Source organism: Aquirufa sp. Wall-65K1, from assembly GCF_054558475.1.
Map to the genome: position 1 here is coordinate 53,404 of NZ_JBPXKD010000003.1, position 15,155 is coordinate 68,558.

13 protein-coding genes are annotated in these 15,155 nt (G+C 39.0%); 7 read left to right on the forward strand and 6 right to left on the reverse strand.

The genetic code is table 11. The features are described 5' to 3' along the window. Positions 1-41 precede the first annotated feature (41 nt). Positions 42-2,276: a xanthine dehydrogenase family protein molybdopterin-binding subunit gene (locus ACST15_RS05530; protein ID WP_459453694.1), complete on the reverse strand. Its 2,235-nt coding sequence runs from the start codon at positions 2,274-2,276 to the stop codon at positions 42-44. Between the two features lie 91 nt (positions 2,277-2,367). Continuing rightward, positions 2,368-2,811: a nuclear transport factor 2 family protein gene (locus ACST15_RS05535; protein ID WP_459453695.1), complete on the reverse strand. Its 444-nt coding sequence runs from the start codon at positions 2,809-2,811 to the stop codon at positions 2,368-2,370. Between the two features lie 162 nt (positions 2,812-2,973). On the opposite strand from ACST15_RS05535, the gene ACST15_RS05540 reads away from it, so the two are divergent. From ACST15_RS05540 to ACST15_RS05560, 5 genes are all read left to right on the forward strand, one after another. After that, positions 2,974-3,888 carry a helix-turn-helix domain-containing protein gene (locus ACST15_RS05540; protein WP_459453696.1) on the forward strand — a complete coding sequence of 305 codons (915 nt, stop codon included), beginning with the start codon at positions 2,974-2,976 and terminating at the stop codon, positions 3,886-3,888. A gap of 8 nt (positions 3,889-3,896) precedes the next feature. Continuing rightward, the gene (locus tag ACST15_RS05545) at positions 3,897-4,745 is read left to right on the forward strand and encodes an aldo/keto reductase (protein WP_459453697.1); all 849 of its coding nucleotides are present in this window, start codon (positions 3,897-3,899) and stop codon (positions 4,743-4,745) included. A gap of 78 nt (positions 4,746-4,823) precedes the next feature. After that, a complete protein-coding gene (locus ACST15_RS05550) occupies positions 4,824-5,285 on the forward strand; it encodes a (2Fe-2S)-binding protein (protein WP_459453999.1) in 462 nt (153 codons plus the stop codon). A 1-nt stretch (position 5,286) separates the two neighbouring features. Further along, on the forward strand, positions 5,287-7,521 hold the full coding sequence (locus tag ACST15_RS05555; RefSeq protein ID WP_459453698.1) for a xanthine dehydrogenase family protein molybdopterin-binding subunit: 2,235 nt from the start codon (positions 5,287-5,289) through the stop codon (positions 7,519-7,521). Between the two features lie 116 nt (positions 7,522-7,637). Next, a complete protein-coding gene (locus tag ACST15_RS05560) occupies positions 7,638-8,558 on the forward strand; it encodes an alpha/beta hydrolase fold domain-containing protein (RefSeq protein WP_459453699.1) in 921 nt (306 codons plus the stop codon). Here the strand turns inward: ACST15_RS05560 and ACST15_RS05565 are convergent. Continuing rightward, on the reverse strand, positions 8,555-9,316 hold the full coding sequence (locus tag ACST15_RS05565) for a hypothetical protein (protein WP_459453700.1): 762 nt from the start codon (positions 9,314-9,316) through the stop codon (positions 8,555-8,557). The two genes, ACST15_RS05560 and ACST15_RS05565, sit on opposite strands and share 4 nt — an antisense overlap. A 61-nt stretch (positions 9,317-9,377) precedes the next feature. Further along, positions 9,378-10,136, reverse strand: coding sequence for a hypothetical protein (locus ACST15_RS05570; RefSeq protein WP_459453701.1), 759 nt, complete (start codon positions 10,134-10,136; stop codon positions 9,378-9,380). 89 nt (positions 10,137-10,225) lie between these two features. Here ACST15_RS05570 and ACST15_RS05575 point away from each other — a divergent pair, with 89 nt between their 5' ends. Then, positions 10,226-11,161, forward strand: a complete 936-nt coding sequence (locus ACST15_RS05575; protein WP_459453702.1) for a helix-turn-helix domain-containing protein — start codon at positions 10,226-10,228, stop codon at positions 11,159-11,161. Positions 11,162-11,173: 12 nt separating this feature from the next. Here ACST15_RS05575 and ACST15_RS05580 read toward each other — a convergent pair whose 3' ends face one another. Then, positions 11,174-11,812, reverse strand: coding sequence for a YdeI/OmpD-associated family protein (locus tag ACST15_RS05580; RefSeq protein WP_459453703.1), 639 nt, complete (start codon positions 11,810-11,812; stop codon positions 11,174-11,176). A gap of 92 nt (positions 11,813-11,904) precedes the next feature. Next, on the reverse strand, positions 11,905-13,968 hold the full coding sequence (locus tag ACST15_RS05585) for a glycoside hydrolase family 3 protein (RefSeq protein WP_459453704.1): 2,064 nt from the start codon (positions 13,966-13,968) through the stop codon (positions 11,905-11,907). 179 nt (positions 13,969-14,147) lie between these two features. On the opposite strand from ACST15_RS05585, the gene ACST15_RS05590 reads away from it, so the two are divergent. Next, positions 14,148-15,140, forward strand: coding sequence for an amidohydrolase family protein (locus ACST15_RS05590; RefSeq protein WP_459453705.1), 993 nt, complete (start codon positions 14,148-14,150; stop codon positions 15,138-15,140). Positions 15,141-15,155: the final 15 nt, after the last annotated feature.

Below are 15,155 nucleotides of genomic sequence, written 5' to 3' on the forward strand. Positions count from 1 at the left end.
TGTGAAGGTAAAGGAAGCCTTGACTAGATGAAGCATGAAATCTAGATATGATCAATGAAAGGTTGATGATATTGACGTTTACCTGTGGCTTTATAAAGGGCATTGGCTAATGCGGCAAATACCGGAGGATAGGCAGGCTCTCCCATGCCGCTTGGATCAATCTCATTTTTCACAAAATGAACAGCTATGGATTTTGGAGCCTCATTCATGCGAATCATGCGATAGGTATCAAAATTTTTATGCTGAGGAACACCTTGATTAATGGGCATATTTCCAAATAAAGCCGTACCAATTCCATCGATTACACCACCTTCTACCATATTTTGTGCTCCGGTGGGATTAATCACAATACCGCAATCAATGGCGCAATGAACTTTTTCAATTACAGGAATGCCATCTTTCATCTCTAGTTCTATGATATTGGCTGCATAAGAATCATGGCAGAAATAAGCAGAAACCCCTACTTTTTTAGTCGATTTGATATGGTTCCAATTTGATTTTTCCTTGATTAATTGTAAAACTCCTGCATATCTTTCTGGCTCATATTCATTGTTTTTACCTACAGGTTTTTCAGCGGCACGTTTTAACAATTCCAGACGGAAATCAATCGGATCTTTACCAGCGAGTTCAGCTACTTCATCTAGAAAAGATTGTTCAGCAGCTGCCATAAAATTGGAACGTGGAGCGCGAAATGAGCCTACAGTAATATTGGAATCTATGGTCCAGTCTTCAGCTAAATAATTGTCAACAGCACCTGCAGGAAAGCGGTTTGGATATAAAGGAGACTCGGGGATGCCTCCCGCTTTTACATGAAAAGCTATCAGGTTATTTTGCGCGTCCAAAGCGGCCTTATATGTAGCCGAATATGTCGATCGGTAAACACCTGAAGTCATGTCATCCTCTCGGGTATAAATAAGTTTAACGGGAGCTTTAACTTTTTGTGATATAAGTGCTGCCTCAATCATCCAGTGTGCATAAGATCTCTTTCCAAAACCACCACCTAGACGAGTCATTTGAATATTGATTTTATCTAGCGGGAGCCCTAGTCGGGCAGAAAGGGATTGCTCTGTTAGTTCAGGTTTTTGTAATGGTCCAGATAAATGGGCGGAATCATTTTTTACATCAGCGAAAAAATTCATGGGCTCCATGCAATTATGTGCCAAATATGGCCCATAGTAGGTTTTTTCGATGACTTTAGCGGCAGATTTAAATGCTGATTCTACATCGCCGTCTTTTCTCCTTACCGTTGCTGCTTGGTCTTTTTTAGCGGCCATGCTGGCCATGTGCTTCGATGTGCTTTCAAGGCCAGCAGGTATATTTTCCACCATTTTTCGGCCTAGCATATTTCTAGGTTGAGAATAAGCTTTTGATTCCTGCCAAGTGACTTGTAGTACTTTTTTGGCTTGTAGTACTTCCCAGGTAGAATTTCCTACAATGGCTACGACCTCATTGAAACTTGTCGTATCAAAAAAGGATTTTTCATATCCATCGTTGAATATTTTAATCGGGAAAATATCTTTGATGCCCCTCATTTTTCTAGCTTCTGCATCTTGGATGGATTTTAATTCAAGTCCAAAGGCAGGAGGGTGAACAATCATGGCAATCAGCATACCTGAAACTTGGGTATCAATGCCAAATAATGGTTTTCCGGTAACAATTTTCTTTAAATCAACATTTGTTTTGGACTTACCAATAATGGAAAATTCCTTAACTATTTTTAATGGAATCGTGGTAGGTATTTGAATGCTTGCCGCTAAACTGGCCAGATCCCCATATTTAGCAGATTTACCACTTTTTTTATGGAAAAGCATTCCTTGGGAAGTAGTAATTTCTTGGATAGGTACTTGCCATTGTTTGGCAGCCGCTTCTATCAGCATCAAACGGGCTGCAGCACCTGCTTGGCGAAGGGGTTTCCATCCTTGGTGTATAGCTTGGCTTCCCCCGATGTATTGTCTAGTGAAATGCTTAGTATCTAAATCCGCTTGAATTACCTGAACTTGTTTCCAATTCACATCCAATTCTTCTGCCACAATCATCGGCATGGAGGTTTTTACTCCTTGTCCACCTTCTGGATTGGGCGACATGATTTGAATGATATTGTCTGAAGTAATTTTAACAAAACCATTCATTTCATGGGGCCTGGTACCAACAGTTTTGGCGGAATTTGCAGAGGAGGCTAAGCTTGAGAAATAGGTGAAACTTAATATGAATCCCCCGCTACTAAGTGCGGCAGCTTGCAAAAAGGATCTACGTGAAACGGATTTTTGCTTTTCCATGATACAATTAGGTTTAATCTTGGGGAATCAATATTGGAGCCTAAGCAATTTAATACAGCCATTTCTAAATGTTAAATTCAGTCTACATTCATTATTGATTATTCGTCATTAATTTAGTGAAAGATAGTGAACCCAGTCGCCATCCCTTAGCTTGTTTGATGTAAACTTCGGTTACCTCAAAAGGGTTCGTTACCTCGTTTCCACCAACTACAGCTAGTAAAGTGATGCGGTTTAATAGGATAGCCGTTGAATCAATGATTTGGACCGAAACGGAATGTATGTCAGCCTTTTTATAGTGAATCATTCCCCCTTTGATAATGTTAACTTCGCGGTCTTTTCCCCAACTTCCTCCCATGTGAACAAAAACCGATTTTTCATGGAATAATTGACTGAGCTTATCCACATTTTTATCCGCCATCCACTGCCATTTATTTTTGGATAATTGAATGATTTCTTGTTCTGCTGAATTATTTTGACCTAAACATCCTAAAGTGGAAACAAAGATTAATATGGAGGTAGCGAGTAAATTTTTCATGGGATATTTGCTTTTTGTTGTATGATTAGCTGCAAATCTCATGCTATTAATACATAAACATAGTAGATAAATTACGGATTTGTCTACCATAATTACTGATTCTATTTAATAGAGAATTTAGAAATTAGAATTATGTTAATTTCGTTTCAAACTAGAAGTATCATGATACGTAACTATTCAATTGACTCGATAAGTCAATACAATACGGACAATAATCATCCCACACTTCACCCCTTAGTGACGGTGATTGATTTTTCTAAAGCGGCTCCTCGTGAATGGGGCGATGAAGTAAATCGAGTTAAGTTTCACTATGGCTTGTATTGTGTTTATTTGAAAGATGTAAAATGTGGTGATATCGTATATGGTAGGCATACCTACGACTACCAAGCAGGAACCTTGGTATTCTTTGCTCCCGGCCAAGTATCTGAATTTGAAATTCCCGCTAAATCCTATCAGCCAAAAGGCTATGGATTAATTTTTCATCCTGATTTAATGCATGGAACGTCCTTAGGGAAAGCTTTGGCTACCTACCATTTCTTTAGTTATCAATCGAATGAGGCATTGCATATTTCGGATTCTGAGCGACAAATTGTATTGGACTGTTTTTCGAAGATAGCATTTGAATTATCGCAAAGTGTAGATAAGCATAGTAAGAAGTTGATTACAGCCAATATTGAATTATTCCTCAATTATTGTGAGCGTTTTTATGATCGCCAATTCATCTCTCGTGAGCATGTAAACAAAGGTATTTTAACTCGTTTTGAAGACCTTTTAAATGAGTATTTTGTATCTGATAAACCTCAGTCCTTAGGCTTGCCTTCGGTGGCCTACTTTGCAGATCAAGTTAATCTTTCGGCCAATTATTTTGGGGATTTAATTAAAAAAGAAACCGGTCAATCTGTGAAAGAATTGATTCAAAATAAATTAATCAACGTAGCCAAAGATCGAGTTTTTGATGGCAACAAAACGATCAATGAAATCGCTTATGAATTGGGTTTCAAATATCCACAGCACTTCACTCGTCTTTTTAAGGAACGGGTTGGAAATACACCTTTACAATATCGCCATTTGAACTAAGCATTGGTATGGAGTATGTTGCATTAAATAACGGAGTTAAAATGCCCATTTTGGGTTTTGGAGTTTTCCAAATCCCGGATCCATTTGCATGTGAAAAAAGTGTCAGCGAAGCCCTTGAAGTAGGCTATCGCTCCATTGACACAGCAGCCTCTTATGGTAATGAGGAGGCCGTTGGTCGGGCTATTCAATCTTCCGCATTGCCTCGTGAGGATTTATTCATTACCACTAAACTTTGGATTCAAAGAAATGGATTGGAAGGTACCTTGGCAGCCTTTGATAAATCCATGAAAAAACTTAAACTTGATTACCTGGATTTGTATCTAATCCATCAGCCTTATGGGGATGTTTTTGGAGAATGGAGGGCTATGGAGAAATTGTACCAAGAGGGTCGTATTCGTGCCATAGGAGTTAGTAATTTCCAGCCTGATCGAATCGTGGATTTGATGAATCATACCGACATTCTTCCCGCGGTAAATCAAGTAGAAACCCATCCGTTTCAGCAACAAATAGCTAACCAGCAGTTTTTAAAAGAGCAAGAAATACAGATAGAATCATGGGGCCCTTTTGCGGAAGGCAAAAATGGAATGTTTGAAAATCCATTGTTAATGTCCATAGCTCAAGCCCACAATAAATCCATAGCTCAAATTATTCTTCGTTGGTTGATTCAACGCGGCATTGTAGCTATACCTAAAACCATTCAAAAAAGTCGAATGCAAGAGAATTTCCAAGTCTTTGATTTCCATTTGACGGATGGGGAGATGGAAATGGTGCAGACATTGGATACGCAAAAGAGCAGCTTTTTTAACCACCGAGATCCTGCCATGGTTAAGTGGCTAGGAACCAGAAGTATAGATTAATTTAATTGTTTGATTATTATAATTTATTCGAAGACCAATTGAATACATTTGTAAACTTGATAAAAATACCAAGCTATGATAAAGAAATTCACCGTACGAATTAACAAAAAATCTCATACCGTTGAGGTAGATGAAAACATGCCTCTATTGTGGGTATTAAGAGATATTTTGGACATGAAAGGTACCAAGTATGGATGCGGGGTAGGATCCTGCGGAGCTTGCACCGTTCATTTAAATGGGATTGCAGTTCGTTCCTGCCAATTGCCGATTTCTTCTTTAGCAAACCAACAAATCACTACGATTGAGGGCTTAGCTGAAAAGGGAGATCATCCTGTTCAAAAAGCCTGGTTAGACCTGGATGTGGCACAATGTGGCTATTGCCAGTCTGGACAAATCATGAGTGCTGCCGCCTTATTGAAAAATACACCTCGTCCTACAGAAGAAGATATCGATAATTTTATGTCGGGAAATATTTGTCGCTGTGGAACCTATACCCGTATTAAAAAAGCCATTCAATTAGCCGCTTCGAACACGAAATAACATGAAAAAGACAGATTCAAATTACAGCAGACGCTCGTTTTTAAAGGTCTCTTCTCTTTCAGGAGGGGGATTTATGTTGGGGATTTCCTGGTTTGCTAGCGCTAAACCCGTAGAAACATTAGCCGAATTAGGCGCAGAACCTATTTGGCAAGAGCTGACCAGTTATATCAAAATCACACCTGATAATGTGATTAAAATTTTCTCTCCCAATCCGGAGTTTGGTCAGAATGTCATGACCTCCTTACCCATGTTGGTTGCGGAGGAATTGGATGTTGATTTTAAAGCTATTGTGGTAGAACAAGCTAGCTATAATCCTGCACTTTTCAACCGTCAATTTACTGGTGGAAGTCAGTCGATCCGTTCTGCCTGGAAGTTATTGCGAACAGCCGGTGCATCGGCTAGACAAATGTTATTAACGGCAGCGAGTCAAGCATGGAATGTTCCAGTTGCCGAATTGACGACTTCTAAAGGACAAGTAAAGCATGCCGCTAGTGGGAAATCTGCTACTTATGGTTCATTCGCTAGCGCAGCTTCTAAATTACCTGTGCCAAAAGATATTGTTTTAAAAGCCAATAAAGGATTTAGGTTATTAGGTACTCCACAGAAAAATGTTGAGGGAAGTAAGATTGTCCATGGTAAGCCCTTGTTTGGCATGGATTACAAGGAGGAAGGTATGCTAATTGCCATGACGGAACGTCCTCCAGCATTTGGTATGCGTTTGAAATCGTTTGATGCAACAGCTGCCAAGAAAATGCCAGGCATTGTGGATGTATTTACCATTCAAGTGTACGAGCCAACACAAAAATTGGCCATGTTTGACACGCGTTCATTTAATGAGGTAATCGCTGTTGTTGGTAAGAGCACTTGGGATGTTATGAATGCCCGAAAAAGGTTAAATGTTGTTTGGGAAAATGCTCCAGATACCAAGGAAATAATGAATAATCGGGAGACGGTTGTTCCTGGTGGATTGGAAAGTACGAGCAAACACTATGCGGATATGTTGGCTATGGATAAAAAGCCAGGTCGTGTGGAGCGAAAAGATGGAGAGCCTGAAAAAGCATTTGAAGCAGCTAAACATATCATTGAAAGAACCTATACTGCTCCGTTTTTGGCCCATAATATCATGGAGCCCACCAATACCTTTGCGCATTTCCAAGGAAATAAAGTGAGATTTGTAGCACCGATACAAGGTCCAGATTTTATTGCTAATACCATTGCTACGCGTTTGGGTATTCCCAAGGAAAATATTGAGATTCAATTAGCCCGTATGGGAGGAGGCTTTGGTCGCCGGGCCTATGGTCACTATATGGTGGAGGCGGCCTTAATTTCCAAGCAAGCTAATGCACCTGTAAAATTGGTCTATAGCCGCGAGGATGATGTGAGTGGAGGTATTTATCGTCCAACTTACCAATTAACCTATCGGGCTGCTTTTGATGAAAACAAGCGATTAACCGCGATGCATATTAAAGGTGGAGGTATTCCAGAGTCACCCTTACATGCCAACCGTTTTCCTGCAGGAGCTATCGACAATTATGTGGCTGAAAGCTGGTCTATTCCATCGAACATTACGGTGGGAGCATTCCGTGCTCCCCGCTCCAATTTCAATGCCGCAGCTGAGCAATCTTTTTTAGATGAAATAGCAGAATACATGGGTAAGGACCCTATTGCTTTCCGATTGGAATTATTGAAAAGGGCTAAGGAATCGCCAGTAGGTAAAAACAATGATTATGATGCGTCTAGATATATGGGCGTATTGGAATTAGTTAGGGATAAATCGGGATGGGGTAAGCCTGAGAATGCCAACAAAAAGCGAGGCGTTTCGGCATATTTCTGTCATAATTCCTATGCAGCACAGGTGATTGATTTGCATGTGAAGGATGGCCAGGTAATCGTAGATCAAGTTACTTCTGCGGTGGATTGTGGGGTGGTAGTGAATCCAGAAGGAGCAAAGAATATGGCAGAGGGAGCGGCGATAGACGGGATTGGAAATGCCTTATTTGGCAATTTGACCTTTACAGAAGGAAGCACAAATCAAAAGAACTTTGATACGTATCGTATGATTCGTCATAATGAAGCACCGAAGAAAATCGATGTGCATTTTGTGGCGAATGAAATAGATCCGACCGGTTTAGGAGAGCCGCCATTCCCACCGATTTTTGGTGCGATGGCCAATGCAATATATCAGGCTACGGGGAAGCGTTTATACAAGCAACCTTTTGGAAATCAAATAGCTTAGTTTCTTTAAATAGAAAGCCCATCCTTGTAAATGGATGGACTTTTTTTTGATATTCTGGTTTTAAAAATGCTTATTGGTAGTTCAATGCACGTTGATTAATTATTTTGTAATACATCATGATGAAATTAATTCCTAAGAAATTGACCAATTGGGGCTTTTGCCTCCTTCTTCTTTTGCAGGCGAATTCGCTATTGTCCCAAGCAAGCAATCCTGTTCTCAAGCTTTTTCCTGCAGGAACTGTCCTTCATGCGAACATTCCCTTTGCTCAGGATACCTTGAAAAAGCATTTATTGGATATTTATTTGCCTGCTAATACGACTGGAAAACTTCCTTTGGTAGTTTTCATACATGGTGGAGGCTGGTTAGTTAATGATAAATATGCCGATATGGGCTATATGGGAAATACGCTAACTGCCATGATCAATCAGGGCTTTGCAGTGGCATCCATTGATTATCGCTGGGCGAGTCAAGCTATTTTTCCCGCTCAAATACAAGATTGTAACCAAGCATTAATTTACCTAGTTGAGCAGGCGGATAAATACCACATAGATAAAAACAAAATCGCCATCATGGGATTTTCTGCCGGGGGGCATCTTGCTTCCTTGCTTGGACTTGCAAATAATAACCAGGTAGGGGCTTTTTTTATGAACGGGAAAGCCCAAAAATTCAATATTAAGGCAGTCGTAGACTTTTATGGCCCTTCTGATTTAACAAGTCTTGAAAGTAGTGATGATCCAAAAGCACCCGAAGCTATTTTATTAGGGGCCGTTCCGGTGGACCGACCCGACCTAGCCAAGAAGGCCAGTCCGGTTAGCTATGTAGATCGACAGGATCCTCCTTTTTTAATTATCCATGGAGAAAAAGACAAGAGTGTAAATAACAAACAATCTAAGCTATTAAGCGGATGGTTGAGTACCGTTGGCGTAAAAAACGAACTGATTATTGTTAAAGATGCGCCTCATTTTGGGCGCATGTATGATACAGAAGATTTAAAAACCAAAGTGCTTCAATTCTTGGTAGGAACCTTAAAGCCTTAGTTGATTCTTCTGAATTTGTGGTTGAAGTTATAATTTAACCCGACACTCCAAAGCAAGTCATCTCCAGGCAGTGCAGAACGCAGTTTTTTGCTAAACATGGTCGTCAAAGTCATCGGACTTTTTTTCTTGGAAATAACCAATGCCCCGCTGACATAGGTGCCATCTAGGTCATCCATTTTTAAGTAAAAAAACTGAGGGATAATGGTTGCTTCCCAATCTTTGTACCACGTAAGATGGGAGAAAATACTTTTTAAGGATAGAAAGGTGGTGCTTTGTGTCACATCTTTGGTAAGTCCCACAGAGCCTAAATAATTAAAGCCTAAGGAAATATTTTTATGAACCGATAATAAGGGAGTGGCTTCCCAAGCAAAGAAGCGTTGAGCTTTTAAATAGGAGGTATTTACTCCATTAACATTGGCTTCTTCACTTCGAAAAACAAAGGCAGGGTGAGCCCCTACGCTCATGTTGAATTTTTTTTGCTGGATAGCTTTATATCTCCACCATAATACAAAAGCCCATGGTTTCCCGTCCATGGCAAAGCGCAACATAGGATCAAAACTTAATCTTCCTTTGCCTAGTGATAAGTCGAATAATAAGGCAGGTTTTCCTAATGAAAACGAAGGAATCAATGAAACACCATTATTGGTAGCGGTGATTTGTCCTGCAAAAAAAGAGGGTGTTTGTGTACTGTCTTTTTGAGCGTATAAGTGGTTAGCACTTGCTAGTATACATAGCAAAAGTGTGGTTTTAAATTTCATGAGGATTGATTAACAGAGCTGCAAAGGTCTGAAATTTTTTATTGAAATGAAATTTATGGGCCTATTTTAGCCCTTTTAATGGATAAACGAGCTTAATATTCCATAAGAATGGCTTGGATCCTTCTATCTTGGATTCAAAAGTTTTATTCATAGTGGATTTAAATATGATAGGAAAATCGTGAATGGATAAGCTAATTTCAGAGGTTAAATAGTAACCAGAATTGCCATCAATATTTAAATAATAGATTTGGGGTGTTATACTTAAATGGGTTTTATTACTGAGTTTTATCTGGTTAATTTCAGTATACAAGGTGAGAAAATCTAAGGCATTTAGTGTTCCTGGATCAAGGCTATGAGACCTTAGATAATAAACTCCCATGGTAAGATGTTGGGACACTTGATACCTAGGAAACATTTCTAATACCAAGTATCGATCCGTTTTTTGAATGTTTATCGAATCATTTAGGTTTGGAATTCGGGAGTTTACAAAATTTAGGCCTAAATGAGTACCTACATTCATTTTAAATTTTGATTGTTTAGGGCTTAAATTATATCGAAACCAAAATAAAGAATACCAAGGTTTGGCTTCCCAAGAAAAAGCTAATTCTGGATCAAAACTGAATCGTCCTTTGGAAATGGACATATTAAAAATAGAAGCAGGTTTTTCTAAGGAAAATGAAGGAACTATGGATATTCCATTATTTGTAATACTTATAGAACCATTGATTTGAGTCGGGTATTTGGGGCTTATTTCTTGCGACAAGGAATTTATAGCAAGTAATAAGCTGGGAATAAAAACGTAAATACTGAGGCGTTTCATGTAATTTTAATAATTAAAATGTAAAGTTAGGCAGTTATAGATAGCCTTTTTGTATACATTTTACCGAAGTACTTACCATTTTTTAGGACATGTTACATAATCAACAAAAGAAAGATAATGTGATCAAGAACATGGATTCTGTTGATTCATTTAATGCTTACAATGAGCATGCAACAGTGAATCCTTGGATCAGCATCATTGATTTTTCTAAATCTGTTCCAAAGTGTCGAGAATGGATACGCATGGGTTTTTATTGTATCATGCTCAAGGACATTCATTGCGGAGATTTAAAATATGGTATTAGTCAATATGACTATGAAGCAGGGACATTGTTGTTTTTCGCCCCTCATCAAATTTATAAAGTGGATAAAGTAGGAAGCTTAGCCACTCCTCAAGGCTTATGCTTAGCATTCGATGAAGAATTGATTAAAGGAACCTCGCTCCAGAAACAAATACATACCTATTCATTCTTTTCTTATGAGCATAATGAAGCATTACATTTGGAAGAAGAAGAGCGAAAAAATATTCAAGAGATACTTAAAAAAATTAATGGTGAAATTAGCCCAGAATTGGATGCGTTAAATAAGAAATTAATAGTTACCCATATCGAATTGCTATTGGATTATTGTAGTAGATATTACCAGCGGCAATTTATTAATAGGGAACCCATGCATCAGCTTATTTCATCCAGGTATGTTGAATTAATTCGTGAATATATAAATCAAACTAAATCAGGCGATTATGGACTTCCTAGTGTAAGTTATTTTGCGGATAAATTACATTTATCTACTAATTATTTGGGAGATATTATAAAGAAAGAAACGCAACAAACGCCAATTGAAATTCTGCATCAATTATTGATGGATCAAGCAAAGGAATTATTACATGATTTCGAAAAAAATATAAGTGAAATTTCACACCAATTAGGGTTCACTTATTCGCAGCATTTTACTCGCTTTTTTAAGAAAAAAATGGGTCAAACTCCGAATGAGTATAGGATGAAGTTGAATCAAAAGATTATTTGATTGAGCAAATGCTTACTTCAATTGTTTATGTGATCCATCACATGAGGGCATTCTTTGAGAAAGTCCACATATGCAATCATTGAGTCCTTTTCCACTTAAAATACGTTTCATGTTTTTTTCGATTCTCGTCAAGCGAGTGGCCGATTGTTTGGCTTCCGAAAAATGAAGGAGGTAGGCTCTTTGCCTGCCGGGCGTTAAACTTTTAAAAGCAATTTTGAAAGCTTCATTTTCCTCCATGACGGCCTCCAGTTCCTCGGGCACCGCATATTCATCCAAGGTTTTTAACATGACTTTAGCTCCAGTTTTTTCTACCTCGATGGCCTCTAAAATATAGGCTTTTAGGAGGTCCTCCTGGCTTAGGATTTCATCCAGATGCCGAAATCGAATCTGTCGACTCGACTGCGTATGTTCTCCCGGTTTACTAAATACCTTGGCGGGATCTTGTAAAAGAGCCCCTTTAAAAAACATGATGGCAAAGTAGTCTTTGAATCCTTGAAGTATAACAATATTGGATTTTTCAAAAGTATAACAAGGCGAACCCCATTTCAAATCCTCTTCCAAACCCATATCCAATATGAGGCTTCTGAGCACACTCAATTCACTTTGCCATTGGGCTAATTTTACCAGAAAGGCATCTACTTTGGGATTCATGGAATCACATTTTTTTAAAATTAAAAGAAATTGATAAAATGTCCCCTTTTTGCCTTTTTAAATTGATAAGTTATTCAGCCAAAATCAACGGTTTATTTATAGGTTAAGCCATGTCCAAATGGGAATAAACCATAATTTGGACCTTCCATATAACCGGGAACATCAGACTTATTTTCCTCCACCGCTTTCATGTTGATCGGCGTCGTGAATGGCATTTTTCCGCTTGGCTTGAATTTACCTGTTACGATATCCAATAATGCTTCTTGAGTAGTTCCAAAGGTGGCAATAATGGACTTTGTTTTCCCTTTATCAATTTCCTCAATCACCCAAGGATTGGTATAATTGATCGCTACGATGGTAGGTTTGCTTTGGATTAACTCAATGACATGATTCACATCAATGCGATTAGCAGATAATCTCAAATCAATTTTAGTGCCTTGAGAACTGAACAATCCTCCGCCATTTGGAATGAGCCAAACTAAGATGACATCTGCCTCTTCTTTGCTTGAAACAAATTCTACATCAGGGTAATTGGGTTTAGCTACTTTGATGAAATCCGTATTTCGTCCTGTGTTGAAATATGTTTCAAAAAACACCTTAGTCTTCTTTTTAATGGGTAGAACTTGCTCGTCATTGCGAAGTAGGACGATGGACTTACGAAGGGCAATGTTGGCTAAATCCGTGGAGGCTTTATTTCCTATAATTTTGCTCGCTTCTTCCACGGAAACGTAAGGATTTTCAAACAAACCTAATTCAAATTTTTCCTTTAATAATTTAGCTACTGACTGATTAATTCGATCCTCGGAAATCATTCCTTTTTTAACGGTTTCCAATAAAGTACCAGGGTCAGCAGCACCAGAAAATATATCCACTCCTGCTTGAAGGGCTTTTTGATAACGCTCTGGAATAGTCAAGTTTTCTACTCCCCAAGGCATCATTTCAATGGGACCGGTGTCTGAGTTGATGATACCAGTAAAGCCTAATTTCTTTTGAAGTAAATCATTAATCATGGCCTTATTGAAGGAAAAGCCCACTTCTTCAAATTCCTTTCCCTTAGGAGCGGAATAATAGGGCATAATCGCCGAGGTACCTGCTGCTATGGCTGCCTTAAATGGTTTTAAATGAAAATCAAACATGCCTCCTGGATAATGGGCAAACTTTCCCCAATCAAAATGGGAATCTTGTCCATCCACTTGTGGCCCACCTCCTGGGAAGTGTTTCGTTGTCATGGCCACGGAATTGGCGCCTATTTTTTTCCCTTGAAAACCAAGGATGATTTCTTGAATCATCCGTGAAGTCAAATCCGCATCTTCACCAAAGGTTCCTTCTACGCGTTGCCACCTAGGCTCAGTCGCTAAGTCAGCCATGTACATATAGCCTTTTCTTAATCCAACGGCTCTCCATTCTTGTGAGGCAATTTCAGCAAATTGGCGTGTTAGGCTAAAATCCCGCATGGCTGCTAGTCCCAATTCTCCTGGCCATTTAGAAAAGGCCGTAACCCCCACGCTTAATCCTACGGAAGCATCGGTTGTTACATGATTTCTAGGATTGGATGCAACGATGGCTGGGATCCCCAGTCGCGTGTCTTCACACAATGCCTGAAGATTATTAGACCATTTTGCCATAATCTCCGGTGATGCATTAGCTCTTAATATGAAATGGCGTAAATGAAATTGGCGCACTCCTTTCGTAGTTCCTGCTGAGGCCATGTTAGGTGCACTTAGAGGTTTTCTAGTAAACATGTTCGTATTTTGAACTAGGTCTTCCTCATTGAAACCATCATTTATCGGCGTTGCCTTGCCTGAGGCAGGAGCTGCTCCAAAAACGTTGTCGCCTCCCATGCGCGTGGTGGATATCAACATGAAACCTACTTTTTCTTCCAAGGTCATTTGGGATACCAAATCCTTAATTCTTTCCGAAATAGGCAAACGCCAGTCTTCATAACGATCTAGCTTTTTGTTTTTATTCAGGTCTTTAAACTTTAAGTTTTGGACCTGAAGTATTTCGACCTTTCGGCTACCGAGATTTGCTTGAGTAGAATTTTGCTGAGCCAGTATGTTGGAAAAAGACAAAATAGCTAATAAGCCAAAAAGAATAGGTTTTTTATGGGAAAGTGGGGTCATATGATTGGGGCTATATTCTTTAAAAGCATTCATGGATGCTTTTCTAATGTTCTTTCTAAAAAATATAGGTTTATTGAGTGGTAAAAGCTACAAATAAAGCCAGAAAGGCTTACGAAATTTCTATAGGATGCTTATATTGTAGCATAAAGATACAATAAAAGGCTTTTGTAAATTTTATTAGAAGAAAAATACAATATTTATCTCCAGAACGCATGAAAAAAACACTATTATTCGCAGGTTTTCTGTTTTTGTTAATGGCTCAACTGAGTTTGGGACAAAGTAAGGCTGAGAAGCATTTACCGATCATTGACGTACATGTACATGCCATGAAAGTCAATCCCAATTTTGCTTCTGACATGTCGCCTTGGTTTTTAAGTAATATGCCAGGCACAGATCCTAATGAACCAACTCCCAAGTTCTTGAATGCAGAAGGTGCCATCATGTTAAAAGCAGCAAAATCCGATCAAGAATTTCAAGAGGAGTTAATGAAGACCATGAAACGGTTAAACATGACCATTGTGGCATCAGGAGACCCTCAAGTGATTCGCAATTGGAAAAAGGCTGCTGCTCCGGATCGAGTAATTCCTTCCATTGGCTTTAATTCTGCCAATGGGATCTCCGTGCAGGCATTTGAGGATTCTTTGAAAACCGGATTTTATAAAGTTGTGGGTGAAGTGGGTTTGCAATACCAAGGATTATCGCCTAGTGATCCGTCGGTCGATAAATATTTTGAAGTTGCGGAGCGATTAAATGTTCCAGTAGCTATTCACATGGGCACTGGTGGAAATGGCATGGCTAATTTAACATCACCCAAATACCGGGCATCTTTGGGGAACCCTTTGTTGTTGGAGGATTTATTAGCTCGCCATCCAAAATTAAAAGTTTGGGTAATGCATGCCGGCTATCCGATGATCGACGAAATGGTAGCTTTGATGGGAGCTAATTCCCATGTGTATGTCGATTTAGCCGGGTTAATTTGGAGTTATCCTTTGGAAGAAATTCACCTGTATTTGAGAAGATTGGTACAAGCGGGTTTTGGAAAGAGAATCATGTATGGCACAGATTTGATGGTGTGGCCAAAATTGTTGGAGACGTCCATTGGAGTAATTGAAAATGCCAATTACCTTTCATTTGATCAAAAAAGAGACATCTTATTCAATAATGCGGTTCGTTTTTTCCGTTTAGATCCAGCTAAATATCAATAAGCACCAGAATCATGT

What these genes read in the sequence shown, in the direction of transcription:
- ACST15_RS05545 (WP_459453697.1), top strand. Translation starts at nt 3,897, where the DNA reads ATGGAGTATGTTGCATTAAATAACGGAGTTAAAATGCCCATTTTGGGT.
- ACST15_RS05560 (WP_459453699.1), top strand. Translation starts at nt 7,638, where the DNA reads ATGATGAAATTAATTCCTAAGAAATTGACCAATTGGGGCTTTTGCCTC.
- ACST15_RS05580 (WP_459453703.1), bottom strand. Translation starts at nt 11,812, where the DNA reads ATGAATCCCAAAGTAGATGCCTTTCTGGTAAAATTAGCCCAATGGCAA.
- ACST15_RS05530 (WP_459453694.1), bottom strand. Translation starts at nt 2,276, where the DNA reads ATGGAAAAGCAAAAATCCGTTTCACGTAGATCCTTTTTGCAAGCTGCC.
- ACST15_RS05585 (WP_459453704.1), bottom strand. Translation starts at nt 13,968, where the DNA reads ATGAATGCTTTTAAAGAATATAGCCCCAATCATATGACCCCACTTTCC.
- ACST15_RS05540 (WP_459453696.1), top strand. Translation starts at nt 2,974, where the DNA reads ATGATACGTAACTATTCAATTGACTCGATAAGTCAATACAATACGGAC.
- ACST15_RS05555 (WP_459453698.1), top strand. Translation starts at nt 5,287, where the DNA reads ATGAAAAAGACAGATTCAAATTACAGCAGACGCTCGTTTTTAAAGGTC.
- ACST15_RS05565 (WP_459453700.1), bottom strand. Translation starts at nt 9,316, where the DNA reads ATGAAATTTAAAACCACACTTTTGCTATGTATACTAGCAAGTGCTAAC.
- ACST15_RS05575 (WP_459453702.1), top strand. Translation starts at nt 10,226, where the DNA reads ATGTTACATAATCAACAAAAGAAAGATAATGTGATCAAGAACATGGAT.
- ACST15_RS05535 (WP_459453695.1), bottom strand. Translation starts at nt 2,811, where the DNA reads ATGAAAAATTTACTCGCTACCTCCATATTAATCTTTGTTTCCACTTTA.
- ACST15_RS05590 (WP_459453705.1), top strand. Translation starts at nt 14,148, where the DNA reads ATGAAAAAAACACTATTATTCGCAGGTTTTCTGTTTTTGTTAATGGCT.
- ACST15_RS05570 (WP_459453701.1), bottom strand. Translation starts at nt 10,136, where the DNA reads ATGAAACGCCTCAGTATTTACGTTTTTATTCCCAGCTTATTACTTGCT.